The sequence below is a fragment of the bacterium genome, from assembly GCA_017744355.1.
Lineage (GTDB): Bacteria > Cyanobacteriota > Sericytochromatia > S15B-MN24 > UBA4093 > JAGIBK01.
Genome location: JAGIBK010000013.1, coordinates 1 through 23,613 on the forward strand (window position 1 = coordinate 1; position 23,613 = coordinate 23,613).

A 23,613-nucleotide genomic window follows, 5' to 3' on the forward strand; every position below is an offset into this window, starting at 1 on the left:
GGGTGTTGAAGGACGAGGCGCGGCGCTTGATGCCGTGGACTTCGTAGCCCTTGGAGAGCAGCAGCTCGGCCAGGTACGAGCCGTCCTGGCCCGTGACCCCCGTGATGAGGGCTTTCTTCTTCATTGAGAATGGACTCCCTTTCGTGAAAGCGTTGCGAGGTGCGGATTATTATACCGCCCACCCCTCGAAATAGCGACGCCGCCGCGATGCTTGTGCATCACGGCGGCGTCGCGCACTAGGCGAGCCTTTAGACGCGCTTGAGGCGCTGCATCTCCTTGGGGGTGACGCAGGTGCCGGTGGCGCGGCAGATCAGCTCGGGCTCGGCGAGGACCTCGGCGGCCGACACGGCGTACTCGGGCCCCTTGAGGGGACGGATCACCTTGTGGACCTCGAACTCCATGGTGCGGCTGGTGTTGCCGATCTTGGTGATGCGGCCGCGCGCCTCCACGTAGTCGCCGGCGTAGACCGGCTTGAGGAACTCGACGTTGCTGTAGGCGACGAAGAGACCCTCGTCCCCGTCGCAGCGGATGAGCAGCTCGGTGGCGACGTCGCCGAACAGCTCCATCATCTTGGCACCGGCGACCAGACCGCCAGCGTAGTGGGCATCATGCTCGCCGAGGCGAAGACGGATCAGACTCTCGAACTCGGCCATCTTACTGCGCCTTCATGGGGACGTGCGCCACGAAGTCCTTGACGAAGCGCTCGGCGTACTGGTTGAGCAGCTCTTCGACGCGCTTGGGGTCCTTGGACTTCACGACGAGGCCGGCGTGATGCTTGCGGGCCTGGCGGTAGCAGATCTCGGGATCGGTGTAGCCCGACAGGTCCGGGGTCTCCTGGCGCGCCAGGGTGATGATGGTGCCCGCGTACTCGTCGCGGATCTTGGGGAGCTTGTAGGGCTTCTTGTCCTGGTCGACCTCGATCTGGACCCACTCGTGCCACAGGCACAGGTCGGTCGCATGCCAGACCACGTCGGGGATGCGAGCCGCACCGACGCGGGCGCCGGCCTCGAGGAAGTAGAACTTGCCGTCTTCCTTGCTCTTGATGTACTCGATGTGGGTCACGCCGCGGACCAGGCCGAGGCTCTGGATGACTTCCTGGTTGAGCTTCTGGAGGGCCTTCTCGTCGGCGCTGCCGCGCTCGATGGTGCGGGTGGTGAACATGCCGCCGGTGGTGTTCAGGTCGAGCATGGGGGTGCCGTACTTGGAGACCGAGGCGAACATCACCTTGCGCTCCGAGACCACCGCGTCGACGTGGAAGACGTCGCCGGGGGTGTACTTCTCGAGCAGGTACTCGGACTGCTTGTCGCCGAGCTTGTCGAGCAGGGGCCACAGCTCGTCGCGGTGGTTGACCTTCTTGATGCCGTAGGACGCGGCCTCCTGGCGGGGCTTGAGCACCCAGGGGGCGGGCACGCGGTCCATGTAGGCGTTGATCGCGTCGTAGTTGAGGATGTGGACGAACTCGGGCACGGCAATGCCGTCTTCCTGAGTCTTCATGCGCATGGCGAGCTTGTCGCGGAAGTAGCGCATGGTCGTCTCGCCCATGCCGGGCAGGCGCAGGTGCTCACGGAGCATGGCGGCCACTTCGACGTCGAAATCGCCCATGGGGACGACGCGGTCGATCTTCTGGTGACGGGCCAAGTAGCTCACGACGTTCCGCACCACCTTCTCGTCGAAGACGTCGGGCACGGCGAAGACTTCGTCCACCTTGTCCCGCGGCCAGGCCTCGTCGAGGCGCTTCGCGTTCGTCATGACGATGACGCGGTGGCCCATCTCTTTGGCCTTCAGCATGAAGGGCCGGCCGACCAAAGCGACGGCGATGCAAAGAATCGTCAGGGGCTGATTTTCCGACACGATTGCTCCTTACTCCGGGGGGTTCCGGGTCAACGGGGACAAGGTCTTCATCGCCCTTCCCCGCGCGTTCCTTGCCATAAAGCATAGCAGCTTGAGCGCGAGTTGGCGCAAGCAGACGATCGCTTTGTTAAGTTTTTTATCGGTTGCTGGATTGCAGGTTCTTGAGGAGCCGGAGGATCTCCAGATAGAGCCACACCAGCGTGACCATCAGGCCGAAGGCGCCGTACCACTCCATGTACTTGGGCGCGCGCTTGGCGGCCCCCTGCTCGATGAAGTCGAAGTCCAGCACCAGGTTGAGCGCGGCGACCACGACGATCACGAAGCTGATCCCGATGCCGATGGGGGTGGCGGAGTGGAGGTGGGGGATCGCGATGCCGAAGAAGCTGAGGATGAAGCTCGCCATGTAGACCAGGAAGATACCGCCAGTAGCGGCCACGACGCCGAGCTTGAAGTTCTCGGTGGCGCGGATCAGGCCCGAGCGGTAGGCCAGCAGCAGGCTGAAGAGGGTTGCGAAGGTGAGGCCGACCGCCTGCATGGGCACCCCGGGATAGACCTGCTCGGTGAAGGCCGAGATGCCGCCGAGGGCGAGCCCTTCGAGGCCAGCGTAGATCGGCGCGGTGAGCGGTGACCACTCTTTCTTGAAGACGGTGGTCAAGGCCACGATGAGGCCGCCGAAGACCCCCACCATCACGAGGATCGGCACCAGGGCGGGCTGGGTGCTCGCGAGCTGCCAGGTGATGCTCGCGCCGGCGACCAGGATGAGCAGCGATAGCAGGGTCTTGTTGACCGTGCCCTGGATGGTCATGGGCTCCTGGCCCGACCAGGGATGCGAGTCGAAGGTCTTGTCGGTGAGGGTGGGATTGCCGGATCGCATGGGGGATTCCTCCTGCTGAATGGGCGGCGTTCGGGATGCCTTGCCCAAGATTCTACCCTGCCGGGTCCGAAAGAGGGGACGCAAGGATCGGATGCTCGCCTCGGATGGAAGGGTATAAGGCGAAAAGCAAGCATTCACCTCGGAGTCCCGCCATGTCCAAGATCGAGAATGTCTTCGGGTCGCTGAGAACCCTCCTGCCGCAAAGGTTCTGGCCCCAGGTCGACAAACCCGCTGATCCGGCCGCGCCCAAGCCGAGTGCCGGGGATGTGCTCGTGCTCACGCCTGCCAAGCCTGCCGCGCCGAAGGCCCCGCCCAAGACCGACGGCCTGAGCGCCGAGGAGATCGGCCTGCTTCAAGAGGGGCTCTTGCCCCGGAACTACTCGGATCTGAAGGCCTGCCTCGAAGCGAACGGCCGCGAGGCGGCGATCGCCCTGGCGAGAAAAGGCCTCGAGGGACCTTTCTCCCCCAAGTACGGGGATCCGGTCGCTATGCTGGAGACGGCGCAGCGCCTCAAGAACGACCCCGAGCTGATGCGCATGGTCAAGGATGTTCGCAAGGGCGACATCCTCCTCCAGACCTGGAACAACAACGACCTGGTCTCCGAGATGACCGGGGGGCCCTTCATCCATGCGGTGCTGTGCGTCTCCGACGAGGCGCCGCCCGAGTTCATCGAGGCCATGGGGATCACGGGCGATCCCGACGCGCCCGGCTCGAACGTGGTGCGTCGCAGCCCGCTGGCCGAAAATTCGTACGCGGCGGTCAGCACCCGCATCATCCGGCCGACCGAGGGCATGCCCGAGGCCGAGGCCGCAAAGGCCATCGACCGGGCGGTTCGCTACGCGGAGCGACAGCTCGGCAAGCCCTACGACTACTCGTTCACCAACCACAACGGGAAGGGGAAGCTCACCGACGCCTTCTACTGCAGCGAGCTGACGTACCTGGCCTACACGAGCCTGAGGGGCGCGAACATCGACTTTCCCATCTCCAAGTCCAGCGATCGCGACCAGCTGATGGTCGCCCTGGAGGCGGTCATCGACGGGCTGAAGCCCAAGGACAAGCCCGCCCTCATGGATCGCGCCATGAAGTTCGTCAACCAGAGCCCCAAGCCCGACACCAAGGCCATGGTGCGCTTTCTGGTGGACGAGGTGCTGGCGAAGTGCTATGCGACCGAGGGGATCAGCAAGACCCCCGGCGAGCGCGAGCGCCTCAAGGCGACCATCGGCAAGCTCATGGAAGGCGAGGGCTTCACGCGCTTCGAAGGGGCGAGTGAAGCTTACCGCAAGTCTGAGGCGGCCGGCGAGTTCGGGGGCGTGATGGGCTTCTTCGCGCGCCAGCAGGCGCTGGGGGCCATCGGGACGGGCTTCGTCATGGACGCTGCCGAACTGGTGAGCAACAGCGGGGTCAACTTCCTGGAAGCGGCCAAGACGACCAAGGATCTCCTGGTGGCCATCCTGCCCCATTCCGAGACCTTCGCCGCCTATCTCTACGGCCCCAAGGACGCGCGGACGGCCGCCGTCGGCAATATGCTCGATCGCATCGACTGGGTCAAGCAAGAGCTGGGGGACGTGCCGCTCATCGGCGACTGGGTCGATGATCTGCCCGCGCGCTCGCGCCCGGCTATCAAGTCGGACTTCGTGAGCCCGACCGATCTGGCTTATGCGCCCTTCACCCACTACGACTACAACGTTAAACCGGGCCACCCCCTCGATCCGCCCGTCGATCAGGCGTCCTGATCGTGCCTCGGCGCCCCAACAGGGGAGCTGAACTTGCTATAATGGCGTGGTTACCGCCTTTCCCAGCCAGGAGTTTCCGTTCTCATGAGCCTCCCGACCAAGTTCTTCGTCTTCGACTTCGAGACCACCGGCACCGATCCTTCCAAGCACGCGCCGATCGAGATCGCCGCCATCGTGCTGGACATGGCGACCCTCAAAGAGGTCGATCGCTTCGAGACCCTGATCAAGCCCTTCGAGGGGGCCGAGATCGATCGCGAGGCCATGGCGGTCAACGGCATCTCCATGGAAGAGCTCAAGACGGCTCCGGATCCCGAGACGGCCTTCCGCAACCTCAAGGCCTTCGCCGAGCGCCACGGCATGATGTACGCGGTCGCCCACAACATCGACTTCGACTGGGACTTCCTGAAGGCCGCCGAGATCCGCCACAAGGTCTGGGCCGTGCCCCTCGAAAAGCTCAAAATCGACACCCAGGCCCTGGCCGTGTGGGTGCTCGGCCGTAACGGCCAGCTCAAGGGCCACGGCCTCAAGAGCCTCCTCAACGCCTTCAACATCAGCAGCGAAGGCCACCACCGCGCCATGTTCGACGTGGAGCAGCTGTGCGCGGCGATCCGCAAGCTGGCGGACTTCAAGCCCGCCATGCAGATGGGCCTCTTCGGCTAGATCGATGCGAAAAGCGCGGCGTCTTCTGCTGCTGGGCCTTGCGGCGCTCGCTTTGAGCGCCTGCATGCCCAAGCAGAACTTCGAGGCCACCACCACCGCAGAGGGGCACCTCAAGGCCAGCGACGCCGCTTCGCATTCCAAGGCGATTATCAAGCGCGAGGGAACCTGGGTGACGGTCCAGGATGCCTATCGCTTCGACCTGACGCGCCTGGTGGACGTGGATGCGGGCTACCAGCCCCGCGAAATCACCGACGAGGCTGCGCTCACCCGTGACGAGGTCGTCGTCTCGACCGCGATCCACGGGGCGTTCGGTCTCGGCACCTTCAACGCCGTCATGGACCGGGTCCACTCGCCCTGGGCACAAGCGATCTACGATCGCACCCGCGTCGGGCGCCCCTTCCTCGTGCGATCGCTCTCGCCCCGCCGGGACGATTACTACGTGGTGCCGGTCATTTTCCGCGGGCGCTGGGCGGTGGCGAGCCACGTGGGCCTCTCGCCGCGCGGCACCTACTACAGCAACGGCTACACCGTCCCCGACATGCCGACCGAAGGCGCCGAGGCCAAGACGGTCTACGGCAGGCAGAGCCTGGATCGCCTGATCGCAACGCACCTCGAGCCACCCGTCTCGCCGCCCGAACGGGTCTACGTGGAGACGACCCCGCCCCAGCAGGATGCCGTGCTCGGCTACCTCTGGCGCGTCGAGACCCCGCGCCGCGAAGTGCTCATCGACGTGAAGGGCCAGATGGCGACCCTCTCCCCCGAGCAGCGCGCCCGTCTTCGGGAAGGAAAACGCCTGGAGTCGCCTGTCGCTTTTTAATTCGGCTCCAAAACGGCGTTCATCTTCACGCAACATTCACATGATAGGCTTCCCCCTGGCCGAAATGGCCGTGATTGGGAGGTTTGTCATGTTCATCACCCTCAACGACGTCGTCTACGAAGTCTCCCCGAGTCCCGGCGGGCTGGTCTTTCGCCGTCTCAACAGCGAACGCGAGGTCTTCACCCCGTGGGCGCGCGTGCTGGACAACTCCTTTCCGGTCGAGCCGGGCGAGCATACCGAGCAGATCCTCGAAGGCAAGCTGAGCGTTCGGGCCTACCTGGCGGGCGAGGATACCACCGAGCGCAAAAAGATTTCCTGAAATTTGGAAATACGGGGTTACCCGTCAAGATTTAGGTTCGGAGAGGGCATATAGAACCTAGCAACCGTCTTGATTGAGGGGGCCCGTTTCATGAGCAACAAGATCTCCGACTCGAACGCCGCCGCCAATGCGGCCGCTGCAGCTGCAAAGCTGCGCGCCTCTTCTTCGGGCGGCGGAGGCGGAAAGGGTGTCGGGGTTGCTGTGAGCGCGCCGGCTGCGGCCACCGATCGCCTCAACCAGACGGTGAAGCGCCAGCAGATCGAGGTGCCCCTGCTCTATCAGTACACGGGCAAGGACCAGAACGCCTGCGGCACCACCAGCCTCACCATGATCCTCCAGCACTACGGCAAGAAGATCACCCGCGAAGAGGTCGATGCCAAGATCCGTCAGATCGACGGCCCCACCAGCCCGGCTTCGATCGTGAGCTTCGCGAAGGAGCAGGGCCTCAACGCGGCGCTCTACAATCGCGGCTCGGTCGACGAGCTCAAGAAATTCCTCGACCGGGGGATTCCCCTCGAGGTCATGATCGACCCGGACGCGAACCCCAACGACACGGTCCTGCACTACGTGGTGGTCACCGGGTATGAGGCGGATCCCAAGACGGGGAAGACCAACCTCCTGATAAACGATCCGGCGCGCCTGGAGCCCGTTCGGATGAGCGAGACCGAGTTCCTCGAGAAGTGGTCGAGCCTCAAGATCAAGAATTTCGACAGCGGCCTCGACAAGTTCTTCATCGCGATCGCCCCCAAGGACGCGGAGCTCCCCGGTTCGCGCATGGCAGGCGGCCACACGGCCTCGATCGCCTTCCGTGGGATCGCGGTCGGCGAGCGCGTTGGGCGCTGGGGCATCGATACGGGTAACGCCATCTCGAAGGCCGCCACGAACGCCTGGAACACCGTCAAAGGCTGGTTCGGCGGCTAATCCCCTCTGCTCCCAAGACATCGAGGCTTCGCCGAGCATTTGCTGGTGGAGTCGTACGAAGCCGTCTTCCCCTTCGCCGGGTACCCTCGACTCGGAGCGGTTGCGAAGGAGGGGGGATATGGCGCTGGAAGCTAAGACGCAAGCGTTTGTAGAAGCCTTGGCAGCCAAGGGCGGGCCACCCCTCTATACCCTGACGCCCCAAGCGGCGCGGAAGGTCCTCTTGGATCTTCAATCCCAGGGCGGCGCGAAGCCGGAAGCCGCGATCGAGGACCGGATTCTTCAAACGACGGCAGGGGACGTCTCGGTCCGTATCGTTCGACCAGTTGGGGCTTCTCGGATGCTGCCCGCCGTCCTCTATCTCCACGGAGGCGGCTGGATCCTCGGCGACGCGACTACCCATGATCGCTTGATCCGGACTCTCGCACGGGACGCTGACGTCGCCGTCGTCTTCGTGAATTACCCTCCGTCGCCCGAAGCCCACTATCCGACGGCGCTGGAGCAAGCCTTGGGCGCCGCGTCGTACGTTCAGGCCAACGGCAAGGAGCTGAACCTGGACGGCGCGCGCCTCGCCATCGCGGGCGACAGCGTGGGCGGCGGGCTCGCCGCTGCCGCGACGATCCTCGCCAAGGAGCGAGGCGGCCCGCGGTTCGTTCATCAGCTACTCTTCTATCCGGTCACCGACGCCTCGTTCGATACCCCTTCCTACCAACAGTTCGCGGACGGGCCCTGGCTGACCCGGGCTGCCATGAAGTGGTTCTGGGACGCCTACCTCCCGGATAAGAGCGCCCGCGCCCAGCCCGGCGCCTCGCCCTTGCGGGCCTCGCGCGAGCAGTTGACGGGCCTGCCGCCCGCGCTCGTCATCACCGACGCGAATGACGTGCTCCGCGACGAGGGGGAGGCCTACGCCACGAAGCTCATGGAGGCCGGGGTCGATGTCGTTGCGACCCGCTACCTGGGGACGATTCACGACTTCATGATGCTAAATGCCCTGGCCGAGACCCCAGCGGTGCGCGGAGCGATTGCCCAGGCGGTCGATACGCTGCGCCGGGCCTTCGCCCCGACGGCGCGACCCGCGCAGGTCACCATGCTGCCCGAAGCGGGCGAAAAAGCCCCTCGCACGCCCTGAGCGCGCGGGGCTCGTCTCAATCTTTGACCGCGCCTTCCAGGAGGCCGCGCACGAAGTACCGCTGCCCCATCGCGAAGACCGCGATCGCCGGGAAGACCGCGATCGCGGTCGCCGCCATGAGCAGGCCCCAGTCGGTGGCTTCCTTCATGCTGCTGCGGAAGGCCGCAAGCCCCACGGGCAGGGTCCGCAGGTGCTCGGAATGGGTGGCGACCAGAGGCCAGAGGAAGGTGTTCCAGGAGGCCAAGAACTCAAAGATGGCGAGCGTTGCGACGGCGGGCAGGGCCGTGGGCAGGGCGATGCGCCAGTACAGGTCCCACGGCGAGCAGCCGTCGATCCGCGCGGCGTCCTCCAGCTCGGTCGGCAGGTTCAAGAACCACTGCCGGAACAGGAAGATCCCGAAGGCCCCCGTCAAGCCTGGCAGGATGAGGGCCTGATAGGTATCGATCCAGCCGAAGAAGGCCATCAGGGCGTAGAGCGGCACCAGGTTGATGTAGATGGGCACCATCATGGTGGCGAGGACGGCGAAGAAGAGAGCGTTTTGCCCCCTAAAGCGCAGGCGCGCGAAGGCGAAGCCCGCCATGGAGCCCGTGACGACTTGGCCCACGACCGTCACCAAGGCCACCAGCAGGCTGTTGCCGAGGTAGCGCAGGATGGGCGTTTCAGCGAGGGCCTTGGCGTAGTTCGAGAGGGTCGCAGGCTTCGGCCAGAACTCGGGCGGGTAGGCCACGGTCTGGGCGTAGGTCATCAGCGAAGTGCCCACCATCAGCAGGAAGGGAGCGGCCATGAGGCAGGCGCCCACGGCAAGGACCAGGGTTGCGAGCGGTCGCTTTCTCATCGCCCCTCCTCTTGATGGCTGAAGGCCTTGCGGCTCCACCACTGCACCGCTCCCAACAGGGCCAGGATCGCAAAGAGCACGTAGGCGAGCGCCGAGGCCTTGCCCAGCTTGAAGTAGGTGAAGGCGTTCTGGAAGAGCCAGTACCCGATGATGGTCGTCGAGCGGTGGGGACCGCCCTCGGTCATGAGGTAGACGGTGTCGAAGGTCTGGAAGGCGCGGATTGTCGCCATCATGGTCACCATCACCAGCGTCGGGGCCAAGAGCGGCAGGGTGACGTGCCGAAAGCGCTGCCAGGCGCCCGCCCCGTCCAGGCTCGCGGCTTCGAGCTGCTGGGAAGGAACGGCTTGCAGGCCCGCCAGGACCAGCAGCATGTCGTAGCCCAGGTTCTTCCAGACGCTGACCACCACGAGCGAGGGCAAGGCCCAGTGCGGATCGCTCAGCCAGCGCACGGGGCCCAGGTGCACGAGCCCCAGCACAGCGTTCAGCAGGCCGCTGCGCGGGTCGAAGATCCAGCTCCACAGGATGGCACCCGCGACCATGGAGGTGACGACAGGCAAGAAGTAGGCGGTGCGGTAGAGGCCGAGCGCCTTGACCTTCTGGTCGAGGGCCAGGGCGAGCCCCACCGCGAGGACCACGTCCAGCACGACGTAGAGGAGGACGAAGGCCCCAGTCTGCGCGAGGACCCGCCAGAAGAGCGGATCGCGCCCCAGGTCGGCGTAGTTTGCGAGCCCCACCCAGCGCGGGGCGCCGAGCATGTCCCACTGGGCGAAGCTGAGGGCGAACGAGCCGAGGGTGGGCAGGACGGTGAAGAGGCCGAGCCCCAAGAGGGCGGGCAAGAGGAGCCAGAAGGCCCAGCGCGCCTCGGTGCGGCGCAGGGGCGGCGTCATGGCGCATCCTCCTTCAAGAGGGCGTCGATCCGCGCGGAGATGGGGCGCAGGGTTTCCAGCAGGTCGGCCTCGCCGTTCCAGGCGGGCGGCAGCCCGTCGATCAGCTCGTACTGGATCTCGTCGTAGCTCGGTGGCGTGCGGGTGGGGCGGGCGCTCGTGATGACGTCGAGGAAGACCTTGCTCGAAGCGGGTGGCCCCGAGCCGAGGAAGGCGGGCGAGTTGGCCACGTCCGGCCGCGAGGGCACGATCAGGCCGCTCTCGGTGAAGGCCGCGATGCTCTTCTTGCTCGCCAGGTAGCGCACCAGCCGCCAGGCCTTTTCAGGCTGCTTGCTGCTCTTGGCGATGCTCCACCCCGAAGCGTCCGCATCCACCACCGAGCCCGTCTTGCCTCGGGGGAAGGGGGCCACGTCCCAGGGAAAGTCGAGCTTCTTGCGGAAGCCGGGGACGACCCAGCGGCCGCCCACCATCATGGCGAGCTTGCCCTGGGCGAAGAGCTGGCTCATGCGGGCGTTGCCGACCTGGGCCTCGGTGGGCGCCACGTGGTGCTTGGCGCGCAGGTCCAGGTAGCGCTGCATCGCGGCGAGACTCTGGGGCTCGAGCAGGGTCGAGCGGCGCATCTCGGCGTCCATCACGTCGCCCCCGTCGCTCCAGAGGTACGGCAGCCAGTAGAGGGGATAGGGCGCAAAGCCGATGCCGAACTGCCGGTCCCCTTGGGTGAGACGCTTGGCCTTCTCGACCATGGTCTCGTAGGTCCAGCCCGCCTGCGGGTAAGCGACGCCGGCGGTGTCGAAGAGGCGCTTGTTGTAGAAGATGACGAGGTTGGAGAGGTCGCGGGGGATGCCGTAGAGGGTGCCCTTCCAGGACATGGCGTCGAGCACCGGGCGGTAGAAGTCGCCGCGCTTCAGCTCGGGATCCCGTTCGAGCCACTCGCCCATGTCGCGCAGCACCCCGCGGTGGGCGAAGCCCGAGAGGGTCTGGCTCTCCATGAACAGCACGTCCGGCATGGTCCCGGAGGCCGCCAGCAAGCGGATCTTGTGGGGGTACTCGTCCGGGATGTGGATCAGCTTGACCTTGACGTCCGGGTTCTCGCGCTCGAAGTCGGCGAGCAGGGGCTTGAGGGTTTCGATCTCTTCGATCGAGCCCCAGGTCGAGAAGGTGATGGCATCGGAGGCCGGGCGCGCGCACGCGGTCACTGCGAGCGCGAAGAGCGCCACCATTCCCTTGAGACGCACCATTACTCCTTGTATGATGGCCGCGTGATCGAGCTTCAAGCCTATCGACCCGAGCAGGCCTCGGAACTACTGACCGTCTGGCAAGCAGCCATGGGCGATCGCCATCCCATTATGCCCGCCCTCTGGACGGCTAACACCGAGGGTGACCCGAGCTTCAGGCCCGAAGACCTGATCGTGGCGACTCATGCGGGCAAGATGGTCGGTTTCGTCATGACCAAGCGCTGGCGCGGATCCTATCCGGGCTGCGAGCGCTTCGCCGATGTGGGCTATCTCGCCTTGATGGCGGTGCATCCCGCGCACCAGCGGCAGGGAGTAGGCTCGCGTCTCCTGGATGAGGCGATCGCGCACCTGCAGCGCGAAGGGGCGACCCGGATCCTGCTCGAGGGCAGCTTCCACCACTTCATGCCGGGGATCCCGGCGTCGAGCCCCGAGGCCCTCGCCTTCTTTGCGCATCACGGCTTCACCCCGGCCAAGGAGGTCTGGGACGTGCGGCGTCGGCTGGATGAAGGCCCGGCGCTTCCCGAAGTGGACGACGTCCTGCGTTCCCAGCCGGACATCGCGATTCGGCCCTACTCACCGGGCGAGGAAGAGGCGCTGGTCGCCTTCTTGCAAGGGAACTTCGCTGGGCGCTGGGCCCGGGACACCGATCTCCTGCTGCGCTCGGGCGGCGACGTGCGGCATGTCGTGGGGGTCTTCTTGAACGGCGAGCCCCAGGGCTTCGCGCAGCTGCACCCCCCTTCGAGCCCGGGGGCCTTGCGCTGGTCGGGCTTTGTGCCCGAGGTGGCCGCCCTCGGTCCCATCGGGGTCGGCCAGGCTCTGCGCGGGCGCGGCCTGGGCCTCGCGCTCCTGGTGCGGGGCCTGGAGCGGTTGCGGGACCTGGGGGCCCGCGAGACGATCATCGACTGGACCGACCTGCTCGACTTCTATGGGCGGTGCGGCTTTAAACCCTGGCTGCGCTACGTCCTCGCACGGCGTCCGCTCGGATGAGCCAAGCACCTCGGATCGAGCCCGACGTCCTTTCGCGGGTCGTGGCGGCCTACCCGGATCTTGGGGCTTTCGAGGGGATCGCGCGTAACGGCCTGAGCATCAACACGGCGGCCTGTCTCTTTACGACGGATCGCGGGGAGTTCTTCGCCAAGCGCTACGATCCTAGCGAGCGGGAACCTGTCGCCCTGCTGGCCGAGCATGGGTTGATCCTTCGCCTGATTGAAAAGGGTTTCCCCACCCCGCGCCTCTGGCGCGATGCCGCGGGCTCGACGCTGCACTGGGCCGAGGGGCAGCCGTATGCGCTCTTCGAGAAGGCCCGAGGTGAGGATCGCTACGCCCAGGCACCGGTCTTTGCGCCGTGCACGCATCCGGCTGAAACCTTCGCAAGCGGCGCTGCTCTTGCGAAATTTCACCTGGCCCTTGCTGATGCGCCTGCGTTTGCGCCCAAGCCCTTCAAGGGCATCACGGCACGCTTCCGGGTCATGGCAAGTCCCTCGGTGCCGCTGGGGCTCGCTGCCCTCGAAGCCGAGGCACCGCTTCTTGTGCCGTTCCTGGCGGAACAGGGCGAGCTCGTGACATGCCTCGGCTGGCTCTCCGAGTGGCATCGCCGCATCAAGCCGTATCTTTCGCGGCTGCCGCGCGGGGTCATCCACGGGGACTTCATCAAGCGCAACCTCTTCTGGCAGGAGGCTGCGATCAGCGACGTGATCGACTTCGATCTCTGGAACGTGGATCTGTGGGTCTTCGACCTGGCCCTCTCGCTCATCCCGAGCGCGTTCGAGTGGCCGGCAATTCTCGCGGGGCGGGCGCTGCCGAATGGCGAGCACCTGCGGGCCTTCCTGGCAGGGTATCAGTCGGTTCGTCGACTGGAACCCTTCGAGCGGGCCGTGCTGCCATGGGTGGTTTCGAGCGCGCGCTTCGAATTCTACCTGAGCCTGGTCGCGCGGGGGCTCGAGCGGGGCGATCGCGCCGAGGCGGAGCGCTTCTGGCGGCTCTTGGTCGATACGCTCGGCTGGTTTGCGGCGCACCCGCGCTGGCACGAGGCGATCGCCCCCTGATCCTTTTGCGCGCAACGCGACGGGCCCCCGGATATTCCGGGGGCCCGTCGCGTGAAGGGGCTTACTTCTGGGTGAGGGCCTTGAGGAAGTCCTTCCAACCCTCGTTGGCGAAGGCGATGAGGCTGGGGTTGTCGTACTTGGTGTTGTAAGCCTGGGTCGCGGTGGGGAAGTAGGCGACCAGACCGGTGGAGTTGGCACGCGAGGCGCTGTGGATCTCGCTGGTGACGGTGGCGCCGACGGCGGTCAGCACGTCCTGAGCGGCGGCCTTGACGCCGGCCGAGACGTTGCTGGCGAGCAGCTGCTTGGCGAACGAGCCGATGTCGGCGCAGTCGCGGTTGTAGAAGCTCTGGGTGCCGGTGCGGGCGGCGGCGATGGTGGCCTTCTCGGCGGGCATGGCGCTGACGAGCGCGGCCGAGAGGTTGTTCATGGCCGGGACGAGCTTGGCGGTCAGCGCGTCGATGCTGACAGTCGAGAGGGTGAGATCCTCGCGGCCGCTGTAGCTCGCGGCGTAGGACTTCACGAGGGCCTCGCCCATCTGGGCAGGGGTCGTGGTGCTGGTCACGTTCTTGAGCCAGCCCGCGTAGTCCCAGCCGGCGCCCGGCTCGAGCTCCTCGGAGGCGACCAGGTACTTGGCAGCGCCCTTCATCTGGTAGGCGATCTCGGCGTGGGCCATGAGGCAGGCGTCGAAGCCCACCAGGTCGATCGGCTGGCCGGCGGCCTGGGCCATGGCGGGGGTGATCTTGCTCAGGTCGTTGGTGTTGAGGTGGCTGCCGTTGTCATCCCAGCCGAAGCCCTTGGTGATGAAGTCGCCGCCGCGGAAGATGCCCGAGCCGTGATCCCAGTAGCTCATCATGTAGTGCTGAGCGGGATACTTGGTGACCGCCCACTCGCCGAACGCCTTGACCACGTTCACGTCGCCCGAGTTGATTTCCTTGTTCTCGGGGATGAAGGGCAGGTCGGTGATGGGGGTCGAGACGATGGTGCTGTTCTTGCCGGCGGGATCCTTCTTGATCTCGTAGACGGCCGAGTCACCCTGCTTGATGCCGTCGAACAGCACGATCACGTTCACGTCGTCGGTGATGCCGGCTTCCATCTCGTTCAGGTCTTCGAGCCCGAAGCGATAGAGGTTGTTGTCGGCCGCCAGGTGAACCATGACAGTCCACTTCTTGGCACCCCTGGGCAGCTTGCGCTTGGCGGCGACCTTCTGGCCGTCAGCGGTGTTCATGCCGGGGAGCGAGAGGCCGCAACCGGCCAGCATCGAGGTTGCCGCAACCAGAGCCAACAGCTTCTTCATGGACGTGACGTTCTCCTATCAACAGCGACGGACGGAACCGTGACTTTCAACTGAGCTTTAGGTCGATTTAAGATGGTCTTAACCAACTCTTGTCATAACGTACCGCATGCGCCAAAAAAACACCAGGGTTTTTTTGGCGCATGCGGCAAATATTTTTGGGAGAGTTTTTAGGAGAGCTCGAAGAGGCCGCGCAGACGCGCCATGAGGCCCGATTCGTTGCCGCGAGCGGGCGCTTCGCCTTCGCTCTCGGACTCGGACGAGGTTTGGAGCGAGAGATCGGGCTCTTCACCGTCGTTGAGGACCCGCGCGTTGGTCTCGCGGCGCGCCTCCATGGTGCTCGCCATCTCGGCGGCGATCGCGGGGTTGGCCTTGAAGAGGGTCTTGAAGGCGACCCGGTCGATCTCAAGCAGCTCGGCGGCTTCCTCGGCGACCACCGTCGCGCTGCGCGGCTGGCCGCTCAGTAGGGACATCTCACCGAAGACCTGGTCGGGTGCGAGCATGGCGACCGGCTGGCCTGCGACCGAGACCCGGGCGCTGCCGCGCATCACGATGAACATGCTGTCGCCGGGATCGCCTTCCTGGCAGATGGTCTTGCCCGGGACGTAGGTGCGGTTGCGGGTGAGCGCCGAGAGCAGGGCGATCTCGTCGGGCGAGAGCGGCGCGAGCAGGGGCACGGCCTTGAGGTACTCGAAGAAGCGGATCGATTCCTTGGCCTCGTAGAGCTGGTCCTTGGCCATTCGGTAGGTTTCGCCCTGCTTGGTGTCGCTCTGGATGGCCCGCACGAACCAGGGGATGGCGTCCTGGCCCTGGCCTGTGCGGCGCAGCATCTCGCCGATCAGGAAGGCCACGTGGGCCTCGCTGATGGCCGAGCTCGCGTGGAGGCCCTTGTCGAAGGCCGCCTGGTAGGTGGCGATCGCCTCTTGCAGGTAGCTGCGCTCGCGCTTGCGATCGTTGCCGTAGCGGCAGGTCCACGCGAGGCGCAAGAGGATCCCGCCCCGGATCTCGCCGGGGGAGTGGCGGGCTTCGTAGCACCGCAGGGCGAGCTGGAGGCTCAGCATGGCGGCGAAAAGCGATCGCTCGGGCTTCTCGAAGTCGTGCCGCTTGATCTCGGCGACGCCCTCGAGGGCGACCTGGACCGCGGGGCGATCCCGCTCGGGGAGCTCGCGGAAGTGGTCCTTGAGCGCGGCGTAGCCGCACTGGGGGCAGACCCAGACGGCGTAGAAGAGGGGGTTCACCCCCTCGTAGTAGGGGCAAAAGTCCGCGTCGCGGCGCAACAGGACCGAGGCCGAGCTCTTGGGGGTGTGGAGCTTGAACCCGTAACTGCATGCCGGGCATTTCAGGTCACGGGCGACCAGGGGCAATTGGCTCACGACGCGGTTCTCTCTGTGAAGGCGGCTAGACCGGCTTCTTGGCGGCCTTGGTCTTCTCGACCGAGCTGACGCCCTTGAAGCCTATGTCATAGTTGTTCCCCGCGTTCCAAAGCAAGTAACCAACCCCCTTGGCGTCGTCGTTCGCCTTGATCTGGGTGGCCACGTAGTCGGGACCGTAGTTCTTGACCATGAACTTGAAGGCCTGGAGCCAGGGCCGGACCACGATGCCGGTGCCTTCCGTCTTCTTGAGGGTGCGCTTGACCCCTTCGTTGACGAAGTAGTAGGGCTCGTTGGCCGGGGACTTGTGCCCGAAGAAGGGCGGGTAGAAGTGCGACGGGTAGACCATGGGGCTGATCACGTCGGCGTACTTGCCGAGGTCCTCGAGCCGCTGGCCGGTGTGCTTCACGTCCACCCCTTCGTCCCAGGCGACCACGCCGAAGACGTCGAGACTCAGGAGCGTCCCGGTGGGCTTGACCACCTGGTAGGCTTCCTTGAGGTAGCTGGTGATGACCGCGTGCTTGGGGGTCGTGGCGGTGTCGAACGAGTAGGCGATGTCCTTGAGGGCGCCCATGGCAGGGAAGCGGATGTAATCGTACTGGATCTCATCCACCCCCATGGCCAACAGCTCCTTGGTGATGCCCAGGTTGTAGGCACGGACCTCCGGGTTGTTGGGGTCCACCCAGACGAGCTTGCCCTTCTCGCGCCAGGGCGTTCCGTTCTTGGACTTCAGCGCGAGGCGCGGGGCGCGCTGGGCGAGGAAGTCGTCGTGGAAGAGGGCCTGGCGCGCCACCACGTGGATGCCCTGCTGGTGGAGCCTGTCCACCAGCTTGGGCACGTCCCGGATGATGGCGCCCTTGCTCGCGCCGGTGCTCACGGCGAGCGGTACCTTGCTGTCGTAGGCGAGGCGGCCGTCCATGTCCTTGACGTCAAAGACCACGGTGTTGAGGCCGTGGGGCTTCATCTGGTTGACCAGGGTGAAGACCCGCTCGGTACCCGCCGAGGTCTGGGTCACGTAGATGCCGCGGGCGTCGAAGGTCTTGGGCTTGGGCACCCGCTTGGGCACGACGGCGTGCGCGCGCACGCCGGGGATCTCGATACGCTTGCCGACGGGGATCCAGCCCTTCATGCCGTTCTTGGCGAGCATGGCCTTTTCGAGCGACGGCCGGGTGTAGTAGTCGGTCATCGCCAGGTACATGTTGGCGAGGTCGGTGGGATCCTGTCCCTTCTGGACCGTGTGGAAGATCTTGCCGTCCACGTACTCGCCGCCCGCAGGCAAGGGCGCGTTGCCGTAGCCCGGATGCACCTTCAGGGGGCCCGAGGCGGCCTGGGCGGGAGCAGCGCTCGCGGGCGCGCTCGGGCCGCCGCCGCCGAGGACCGAGCCGGCCGCAGCCGCCTTCGCGATGGGATTGGCCTTGCGGTTGCCCAGCTTGCCGGGGTTGAGGCGGTCCTGGAGCTTGGTGGGGAAGGTGACGGTCGCGGGGTTGCCATCCGAGACGTAGGGCGAGAAGGCTTCCTCGCTCAAGCCGACGGAGCCCGCCGGCCGGCGGAAGTGGCGCTTCCACTCGTCGTCGATGGCCTGGATCCGGGGCACCTTGAGGTAGTTGTACTTCTTGTCGAAGGGCGAGGGCGAGGGGTCGGAGCCCACCAGGAAGATGGCGGTGTGCCGGTAAGCCTGGCTGCCCGAGCCGCCCGCGATCGTGGCCTGGAGGCCATCGCCCTTGGGGTACTGGCCGAAGGGCAGGGCGAGGGTGTCGAAGGTGAAGGAGCGGCCGAGCTCGCGCGCGACCGTGTCCTGGGCCTTGCGCATCTCGTTGGTGATCTGGGCGGCGCTCAGCTTGCCCAGGTTGGGGTGGCTGTAGCTGTGATTCGCGAGCTCACGCCCGGTCGCTTGTAGGTACTTCAGCTTGTCGCTCGCCTCGTTCGTGACCTCGAAGGCGTTGGGCAGCACGAAGAAGGTCGCGGCGCGCCCGAAGTCCGGGTGCTTGGCGTGGAAGGCGTCCATGATGCCCACGGCGCTCTGGGGATCGACCATGGGCTGACCCTTGGCGTCGCGGCGGACCTTGCCGCTCGCGTCGTGCAGGAACTTGAACTGCTCCGCGGTCGCGTCGTCGAAGGTCAGGACGACGGGCTTCTTGCCGGCGGGCACGTCGAGCTTGCCGTCCGCCAGGTCCTTGGCGTTGACCGAGACGTAGCCGTTGGCGTAGAGCCACTCGAGGTCCTTGCGGAAGTTATCGTAGGTGCGGGTCCAACGCTCTTCCTTGGTACCGAAGCGGTGGTACTCGAGGACGGGGACCCGGCCGAGTTCGTTGGGGGCGGAGGCAGGGGCCGCATGGGCCGACTGGCCTGCAAGGGGCAACGAAGCGAGCGCCAGCGCGGCGGCCACGAGGCGCGGCAGCCTGAGATGCTTGTTCACGGTCATTTCCTTCTTTTGAGAGGGAGTGGTGTGAGATCGATTCCACGTTACCATACCCCGCCGCAGGGCGTTCGAACGGCCTCCCTTGCCGAGTGAGAGGAGATGCGCGCCTGCGCCAGGCCACCGTGTCCGAAAAGCCTTGAGCGCTTTGCTGAAGCTAGCAAGCAAGCGTCTTGCCACAATGAGCCTGCTGCTTTTGGGTTCGCTTGGGAGGTTCGCCATGACCGCACCCGCTCCGCGTTACACCCCCCATGGACAGGCGGCCGACGAGGCCGTCCACGCCTTGATCCAGCGGGCCTTCTCGGTGCTCGCCGCGCGCAAGCTCATGCCCGTCGAGGCGATCGCCCATTACGTGATCGGCGACTACGGCCGCGGCGAGGGCTGGGTCGCCCACGAGGGGGAGGTCTGGCTGCCCTACGACACCCCCCACCTCCTGGTCCTGCTGCCCGAGGACTTCGAGGAGGAGGCGATCGCGGCCCACGAGGCCCTCATGGCCAAGCTCGAAGCGGTTTGCATCGACGTCGGCTACTCGTTGCGGATCGACGTCACGACCGCGCGGGCCCTCTTGGAGCCGGGCCGCGAGAAGCTCGCCTTCGAGGTCGCGGGCGGCCGGCGCTTGCTCTGGAGCTTCGGCGGGCACGACCCCTTGGAGGACTTCAAGGGCCTTTCGCCCGAGCGGCTCGAGGCCCACGGCCGGGTGACCCTGGTCGAGGCCGGTCCCGCCCTGCGCGAGATCACGACCTGGAGTGCCAACGACACCCTGGGGCTGCACCAGGGGGTCGTACGCCTCGCCTTCATCCGGTGCATCGAGGTCATGAGCGCCCTGGGGGACGCGGTGCTGTTGAGCAAGGGGCAATACGCCCCACGGCTCAGGGATCGCCTCCGCGCCTTGGCGGCGCTCGGTGCCCAGGGCGAGGTCAACCCGCAGCTGGTCCAACTCTACGGGGCGGCGATCGCCCTACGCACCCGCCAGCCTGAGCCCCGCCTCCCGGGGTGGTACGAGATCAAGACGCTCGGCGCTGAGGTGCTGGTCTGGGCGCGCCACGTGGCGCACGCCCACTTCGGGGCCCAGATAGCGGATCCAGCTTAACAGTCGAAGTGAGAGGGGCGCGGGGATTTTCCCGCGCCCCTCTTGCCATCTTGAGCCGGCAGCTCAGACCTGGTCCTTGAGCCCGCGCCAGATGCCCTTGAGGCCCGCGCCCACTTCGTCGAGGCTCGGGGCGGTACGCGACTTCAGGAACTTCAGGTCCTGGGGCAGGACACGATTGACGGCCTTGGCCGCCGAGTAGCCGACGGTCAGGGCTGCGAGGCCCACGGCGTGAGGCTCGCGCGCCAGCACCGCGCCGACCCGCTCCAGGTAGCTGGCGTCTGAGGCCGGGGCGCCCTTTTCGGCGACCGAGGCGGCGGCGAACAGGTAGTGCTCGATGTCCCGTAATTCATCGGGGTTCAGGTCGCGCGCCATGCCGAGCTTCTGGCTGTAGGCGCTCAGCTTGGCCGCATAGCCCGGCTCCCGGGTCGTGTTGCGCAAGTCGAGCGACTCAAAGTAGGCGGTTTCGAGGTTGCCCTGGTGGTGGCCGATGAGGCGCTCGCTCGTGGCTTCCACGTCGAAGGCCTGGGCGGCCCGGGCCCGGGCCACCGCATCCGAGAGAGCGGGAGTGGCAACGGGGGCGGGGCCCGAGAGCGCAAGGCGATCGGTGCCTTTGGCTGCGGGCGATGGTTGAGGGGCGAGCGGCGCCGGAGCCTGGGGGGGCGGGGCCTGCGGCACGCGCGCGGGTGGTTGGGAGCCTTGGACGCCGTTCAGGGGCATTGCAACCTCCGTCGAAGCGCATGAGCGAGGAAGCCTTATCCGTCCTATACCCAGCCACCGGGCCATGGGCACGGCGCCTCCCGGCACGGCCGAGAGGCGCCAACGGCGATGCGGGGCGAGGGGGATCAGATGTCCACGTTGGTGCCGATCTCGCCCAGGGCGTTGTTGAGGATGACCATACCGTTGATGAGGCTGGTGTCCAGGTTGTAGCGCCAGACGCGGGTGCCGACGTCGGTGCAGACCTCGAAGTACAGGCAGCCGCCGAAGAACTTGGCGTTGCGCACCGCCGTGTAGGGGCCGTTGAGCCCCAGGTTTGCGTAAGGCACCGTGTCGATCAGCCCCGTCTCGCGGTCGAGCAACAGCAGCCGCTCGCCCTTGGGGCCGCAGACGGTGAAGGCGATGAGCCGCCCGTCCGGGCTGATGGTGACGCGGGCGATGTCCCCGGGGGCCTTGCCCAGCCCGCCGCCGCCCAGGGGCAGCAATTGGAAGAGGTGAGGGTTCAGGACGTCGTAGAGGTAGAGCTTGCCGTTCAGGCTGGCGACGATCCAGCGACCGTCGGCGGTGATGTCCACGTCGCACAGGGGGGCGAAGTAGGGCAGGTCGGGCCAGAAGTAGCGATCGGGCCCCAACTGCACGTCGCGCTCGGCGGCGAGCAGGGTGAGGGTCACGGGCACGACCGGTTCGAGGAAGCCGGCGGGGCCGAACTGCTGGAGCACCACGTTGCCCCGCAGGTTGATGTAGACGAGCAGGCCCGTTTCCGAGATGCGGGGCCGGGCGCCCCAGCACAGGCCGTCCGGCGCGAGCAGGATGCGTCGCTGGGCGATCATGTCGAAGGCGTAGATGCCGCCGGCGAACTCGAAGACGACCCAGCGATCGCCGAAGCATTGGGCCGAGACGCCCTGCCACTGGAACGGGGTGACCGTGGCGAAGGGGAGGCCCGCCAGCGCCCCGTTCAGGACGTAGACGTCCTTTTCGAGGTCGTCGTAGACGAAGAGCATCCCGCTGCAGAACGAGCGGGCGGTGAAGGCCACGAAGCGGCAGGTCTCGAGCAAGACCGGGGGCTGGGGCACCACCGGGACGGGTGGTTGGGGACAGGGCTCGGTCACGACCGGGGCCGGTTGACCGCCCTGGGGAGACACCTCCTTCGAGATGGGGGGCGTTTCGGGCCGCGGGGAGGTCGAGGGGGCCTGGCTGCAGCCGACGCTGAAGGCGATCGCCGCGCTGGTGGTGGCGAGCGCGCGGTGGAGCTTGGTGAGACGCATGGGAGTCCTACCTTCCTCGGAGCGTCCAGCGTCACTTTCCGGCTACGTGAGCCGCAGGCGCCCAGGCCGCCTCGGCGGCCATGGCGTTCAATGCCTGGTGACGGTGGATGCTCCACGCGAGCCGAAAGACCGGCCTGGTAAGGGCTTGAGCGCACCCCTCACCGATGGCGGGTTCATTGGACGCGAAGGCGGTATCTCGTGTGGCCATTTTTATCACGAGGGGCCTTGGGCGATGTATGGGTGTTTCGCCCAAGGCCCCTCGTGAGGCACCCTTCGGCGCTTGGGCGCTTGATGCGGAGCGAAGGGCGGCTGGGCGCCCCTTTGCGCGGAGGCCCCCGAACACGCGGCGTGAGGAGGATCACGGGGGCGAGGGTCGAAGGCTTGCTTGCTAATCCTTTGCTTGATACAATGGTTTATGAAGTTTTATTAATCGATCTTCGCTCGTTCGCGCATCCGTCCGCGCAGGTCGCGCACAAGGAGGCTCACCATGGATCTCAACAATGTTCCGGTCAGCCCTGCGAGCGAGGCGCCCCCCGAGGTGGTGAGCGCCTTTCTCAAGTTCGTCCAGCAGAACCCCAACATGTTCATGGGCCAGCAGGTCGAGCTCAACGACCTCAAGCCGGTGCCGCAGCACATGTTCTTCCGCTGTGCCGGCTGCGACTCGCCGGTCCTGAGCGGGATGGAGGAGTGCCCCAACTGCCGCCGCTCCACCACCCAGACCCTCAAGGCCGGCGACGTCCTCAAGGAGCGCTACCGGATCGAGGAGCGCATGATGAAGACGGGCGGCTTCGGCAACCTCTACTCCGTCACCGACCTCAAGGAGAAGCGCCCGCTCGCCATGAAGCAGCTGCAGCATAGGCGGCAGGTGAGCGAGAAGGACCGCCTCCTCTTCGAGCGCGAAGGGCGCCTGCTCAAGTCCTTCAAGCATCACAGCATCCCGTACTTCTACGATGCCTTCTCGATCGAAGGGGCCATGTACCTGGTCATGGAGCGGATCCAGGGCGTCACCCTCGGACACTACATGCGGGTCCACGGCGCCTTTAGCGAGGAGCAGGTCATCACCCTGATGCCCCAGATGCTCGAGGTCCTGAGCTACCTGCACCACCTGCCGGTGCCGATCATCCACCGGGACATCAAGCCGGGCAACTTTATGTTCACCGAGGACACCCACGTCTACTTGATCGACTTCGGCGCGGCCACCGATACCCAGCCGCGCCGGGAGGCGCCGGGCCCCAACGGGCTGCCCGACGATCTGACGGGCGTCTTCACCAAGGGCTTCACGCCGCCCGAGCTCTTCCTCGGCATGAGTCCCTTGCCCGCGAGCGACCTCTTCTCCCTGGGGGCGACCCTGCTCTTCCTGCTCACCGCTAAGCATCCCTTCACCCAGTTCGACCCCATGCGCGGCACCTATCGCCTCGATGCGCTTCCCGTCTCGGATGGGCTGCGCCCGATTCTCGCCAAGCTCCTGGCGCTGAAGGTCGCCGACCGTTACCAGGACGCTGAGCATGTCCTCGAGGACCTGATGAAGGCGGGCTTCATCGTGCCAAACGCCTGATCGGCAAGAAGCATGAAAAGAGGGCGTCCGCCATGGCGGACGCCCTCTTTCGTGCTTGGCGCGTTTTAGGGATCCAGGACCGGATCCGAGATGAGGGTATCGGTGAGGAAGTCGCCAAGCACGTTGTTGAGGATGACCATGGCTCGAAGGGTCTCGGTCAAGAGGTCGTACTTCCAGATGCGGAAGTTGCCGCCGACGGTGGTTTCGAACAGCAGGCTCCGGCCATCGTTGCAGAACAGGGGATCGAGGATGAGGACCCCCTTCTTGTCGGAGCCGCTGATCGTATCGCCGAGGTTGGCGTACGGGACGGTGTCGAGCAGGCCGCTCTGACGATCGAGGACCAGCAGGCGGATGTCGTAGGCACCGGGCTCGAACTGGTAGTCCACCGGGATCTTGCCGACGGTGAAGGCGACGAAGCGGCCGTCGAAGCTGATGGCCACGTGCCCGATGCGATCGGGCAGGCCCGCGAGGGCCTGCCCGCTCAAGGGCAGCAGCTGGAAGAGGTGGGGGTTGATGACGTCGTAGAGGTAGAGGATGCCGTCGATGTTGACGACCAGCCAGCGGCCGTCACCCGAGATGTCCAGGTCGTAGATGACGCCGCGGCGGAGCTTG

Annotated in this window: 23 protein-coding genes; 10 read left to right on the forward strand and 13 right to left on the reverse strand. The window is 66.1% G+C overall.

The window, feature by feature from the left end; translation table 11 throughout:
• The 4 genes from J7643_19690 to J7643_19705 all read right to left on the reverse strand — a co-directional run.
• The coding region (locus J7643_19690) for a GDP-mannose 4,6-dehydratase (GenBank protein ID MBO9542817.1) at positions 1–124 on the reverse strand (124 nt) is incomplete at its 3' end.
• A gap of 124 nt (positions 125–248) precedes the next feature.
• Positions 249–653 (reverse strand): 3-aminobutyryl-CoA ammonia lyase, encoded by a 405-nt coding sequence (locus tag J7643_19695; protein MBO9542818.1) that lies wholly within the window; start codon positions 651–653, stop codon positions 249–251.
• 1 nt (position 654) lies between these two features.
• On the reverse strand, positions 655–1,833 hold the full coding sequence (locus J7643_19700) for an ATP-grasp domain-containing protein (protein ID MBO9542819.1): 1,179 nt from the start codon (positions 1,831–1,833) through the stop codon (positions 655–657).
• Between the two features lie 154 nt (positions 1,834–1,987).
• Positions 1,988–2,725, reverse strand: coding sequence for a Bax inhibitor-1/YccA family protein (locus tag J7643_19705; GenBank protein MBO9542820.1), 738 nt, complete (start codon positions 2,723–2,725; stop codon positions 1,988–1,990).
• A 152-nt stretch (positions 2,726–2,877) separates the two neighbouring features.
• Here J7643_19705 and J7643_19710 point away from each other — a divergent pair, with 152 nt between their 5' ends.
• The 6 genes from J7643_19710 (at position 2,878) to J7643_19735 (ending at position 8,301) form a co-directional block, all read left to right on the forward strand.
• Positions 2,878–4,458 (forward strand): hypothetical protein, encoded by a 1,581-nt coding sequence (locus tag J7643_19710; GenBank protein MBO9542821.1) that lies wholly within the window; start codon positions 2,878–2,880, stop codon positions 4,456–4,458.
• Between the two features lie 84 nt (positions 4,459–4,542).
• Positions 4,543–5,118 carry a 3'-5' exonuclease gene (locus J7643_19715; protein ID MBO9542822.1) on the forward strand — a complete coding sequence of 192 codons (576 nt, stop codon included), beginning with the start codon at positions 4,543–4,545 and terminating at the stop codon, positions 5,116–5,118.
• A gap of 64 nt (positions 5,119–5,182) precedes the next feature.
• Complete coding sequence (locus J7643_19720) at positions 5,183–5,935, forward strand: hypothetical protein (protein MBO9542823.1); 753 nt, start codon at positions 5,183–5,185, stop codon at positions 5,933–5,935.
• An 88-nt stretch (positions 5,936–6,023) separates the two neighbouring features.
• Complete coding sequence (locus tag J7643_19725; protein ID MBO9542824.1) at positions 6,024–6,254, forward strand: hypothetical protein; 231 nt, start codon at positions 6,024–6,026, stop codon at positions 6,252–6,254.
• A 90-nt stretch (positions 6,255–6,344) separates the two neighbouring features.
• A complete protein-coding gene (locus J7643_19730; GenBank protein ID MBO9542825.1) occupies positions 6,345–7,175 on the forward strand; it encodes a C39 family peptidase in 831 nt (276 codons plus the stop codon).
• A gap of 118 nt (positions 7,176–7,293) precedes the next feature.
• Complete coding sequence (locus J7643_19735) at positions 7,294–8,301, forward strand: alpha/beta hydrolase (protein MBO9542826.1); 1,008 nt, start codon at positions 7,294–7,296, stop codon at positions 8,299–8,301.
• A 16-nt stretch (positions 8,302–8,317) separates the two neighbouring features.
• Here J7643_19735 and J7643_19740 read toward each other — a convergent pair whose 3' ends face one another.
• Genes J7643_19740 through J7643_19750 form a run of 3 tightly spaced genes read right to left on the reverse strand, consistent with a single transcriptional unit; the run spans position 8,318 to position 11,255 of the window.
• Entirely contained in the window at positions 8,318–9,136 is an 819-nt protein-coding gene (locus tag J7643_19740; GenBank protein MBO9542827.1) for a carbohydrate ABC transporter permease, read from the reverse strand.
• Entirely contained in the window at positions 9,133–10,023 is an 891-nt protein-coding gene (locus J7643_19745) for a sugar ABC transporter permease (protein MBO9542828.1), read from the reverse strand. Before J7643_19745 ends, J7643_19740 begins: the two co-directional genes overlap by 4 nt.
• Entirely contained in the window at positions 10,020–11,255 is a 1,236-nt protein-coding gene (locus J7643_19750) for a sugar ABC transporter substrate-binding protein (protein MBO9542829.1), read from the reverse strand. Before J7643_19750 ends, J7643_19745 begins: the two co-directional genes overlap by 4 nt.
• A 24-nt stretch (positions 11,256–11,279) precedes the next feature.
• Between J7643_19750 and J7643_19755 the strand changes: the two genes are divergently transcribed.
• Positions 11,280–12,242 (forward strand): GNAT family N-acetyltransferase, encoded by a 963-nt coding sequence (locus tag J7643_19755; GenBank protein ID MBO9542830.1) that lies wholly within the window; start codon positions 11,280–11,282, stop codon positions 12,240–12,242.
• Positions 12,239–13,300, forward strand: coding sequence for a phosphotransferase (locus J7643_19760; GenBank protein MBO9542831.1), 1,062 nt, complete (start codon positions 12,239–12,241; stop codon positions 13,298–13,300). The genes J7643_19755 and J7643_19760 overlap by 4 nt, the downstream gene beginning before the upstream one ends.
• Positions 13,301–13,361: 61 nt before the next feature.
• Here J7643_19760 and J7643_19765 read toward each other — a convergent pair whose 3' ends face one another.
• The 3 genes from J7643_19765 to J7643_19775 all read right to left on the reverse strand — a co-directional run bounded on the left by J7643_19765 (position 13,362) and on the right by J7643_19775 (position 18,377).
• Positions 13,362–14,594 (reverse strand): hypothetical protein, encoded by a 1,233-nt coding sequence (locus J7643_19765; GenBank protein MBO9542832.1) that lies wholly within the window; start codon positions 14,592–14,594, stop codon positions 13,362–13,364.
• 167 nt (positions 14,595–14,761) lie between these two features.
• Positions 14,762–15,964, reverse strand: a complete 1,203-nt coding sequence (locus J7643_19770) for a DUF2225 domain-containing protein (GenBank protein MBO9542833.1) — start codon at positions 15,962–15,964, stop codon at positions 14,762–14,764.
• Positions 15,965–15,989: 25 nt separating this feature from the next.
• Complete coding sequence (locus J7643_19775; protein ID MBO9542834.1) at positions 15,990–18,377, reverse strand: polysaccharide deacetylase family protein; 2,388 nt, start codon at positions 18,375–18,377, stop codon at positions 15,990–15,992.
• 220 nt (positions 18,378–18,597) lie between these two features.
• On the opposite strand from J7643_19775, the gene J7643_19780 reads away from it, so the two are divergent.
• Complete coding sequence (locus tag J7643_19780) at positions 18,598–19,467, forward strand: hypothetical protein (protein MBO9542835.1); 870 nt, start codon at positions 18,598–18,600, stop codon at positions 19,465–19,467.
• Between the two features lie 63 nt (positions 19,468–19,530).
• Here J7643_19780 and J7643_19785 read toward each other — a convergent pair whose 3' ends face one another.
• Together J7643_19785 and J7643_19790 are read right to left on the reverse strand one after the other, a co-directional pair.
• Positions 19,531–20,184, reverse strand: coding sequence for a hypothetical protein (locus tag J7643_19785; GenBank protein MBO9542836.1), 654 nt, complete (start codon positions 20,182–20,184; stop codon positions 19,531–19,533).
• A gap of 125 nt (positions 20,185–20,309) precedes the next feature.
• A complete protein-coding gene (locus J7643_19790; protein ID MBO9542837.1) occupies positions 20,310–21,446 on the reverse strand; it encodes a hypothetical protein in 1,137 nt (378 codons plus the stop codon).
• Positions 21,447–21,933: 487 nt separating this feature from the next.
• Between J7643_19790 and J7643_19795 the strand changes: the two genes are divergently transcribed.
• On the forward strand, positions 21,934–23,001 hold the full coding sequence (locus J7643_19795; protein MBO9542838.1) for a serine/threonine protein kinase: 1,068 nt from the start codon (positions 21,934–21,936) through the stop codon (positions 22,999–23,001).
• 65 nt (positions 23,002–23,066) lie between these two features.
• Here J7643_19795 and J7643_19800 read toward each other — a convergent pair.
• On the reverse strand, positions 23,067–23,613 hold a 547-nt coding region (locus J7643_19800; protein ID MBO9542839.1), incomplete at its 5' end, for a hypothetical protein.

Bases quoted from the DNA above. Each gene is read 5' to 3' on its own strand.
- J7643_19695 (MBO9542818.1), bottom strand. From the start codon at position 653: ATGGCCGAGTTCGAGAGTCTGATCCGTCTTCGCCTCGGCGAGCATGAT.
- J7643_19705 (MBO9542820.1), bottom strand. From the start codon at position 2,725: ATGCGATCCGGCAATCCCACCCTCACCGACAAGACCTTCGACTCGCAT.
- J7643_19710 (MBO9542821.1), top strand. From the start codon at position 2,878: ATGTCCAAGATCGAGAATGTCTTCGGGTCGCTGAGAACCCTCCTGCCG.
- J7643_19715 (MBO9542822.1), top strand. From the start codon at position 4,543: ATGAGCCTCCCGACCAAGTTCTTCGTCTTCGACTTCGAGACCACCGGC.
- J7643_19720 (MBO9542823.1), top strand. From the start codon at position 5,183: ATGCCCAAGCAGAACTTCGAGGCCACCACCACCGCAGAGGGGCACCTC.
- J7643_19725 (MBO9542824.1), top strand. From the start codon at position 6,024: ATGTTCATCACCCTCAACGACGTCGTCTACGAAGTCTCCCCGAGTCCC.
- J7643_19730 (MBO9542825.1), top strand. From the start codon at position 6,345: ATGAGCAACAAGATCTCCGACTCGAACGCCGCCGCCAATGCGGCCGCT.
- J7643_19735 (MBO9542826.1), top strand. From the start codon at position 7,294: ATGGCGCTGGAAGCTAAGACGCAAGCGTTTGTAGAAGCCTTGGCAGCC.
- J7643_19740 (MBO9542827.1), bottom strand. From the start codon at position 9,136: ATGAGAAAGCGACCGCTCGCAACCCTGGTCCTTGCCGTGGGCGCCTGC.
- J7643_19745 (MBO9542828.1), bottom strand. From the start codon at position 10,023: ATGACGCCGCCCCTGCGCCGCACCGAGGCGCGCTGGGCCTTCTGGCTC.
- J7643_19760 (MBO9542831.1), top strand. From the start codon at position 12,239: ATGAGCCAAGCACCTCGGATCGAGCCCGACGTCCTTTCGCGGGTCGTG.
- J7643_19765 (MBO9542832.1), bottom strand. From the start codon at position 14,594: ATGAAGAAGCTGTTGGCTCTGGTTGCGGCAACCTCGATGCTGGCCGGT.
- J7643_19780 (MBO9542835.1), top strand. From the start codon at position 18,598: ATGACCGCACCCGCTCCGCGTTACACCCCCCATGGACAGGCGGCCGAC.
- J7643_19785 (MBO9542836.1), bottom strand. From the start codon at position 20,184: ATGCCCCTGAACGGCGTCCAAGGCTCCCAACCACCCGCGCGCGTGCCG.
- J7643_19790 (MBO9542837.1), bottom strand. From the start codon at position 21,446: ATGCGTCTCACCAAGCTCCACCGCGCGCTCGCCACCACCAGCGCGGCG.
- J7643_19795 (MBO9542838.1), top strand. From the start codon at position 21,934: ATGGATCTCAACAATGTTCCGGTCAGCCCTGCGAGCGAGGCGCCCCCC.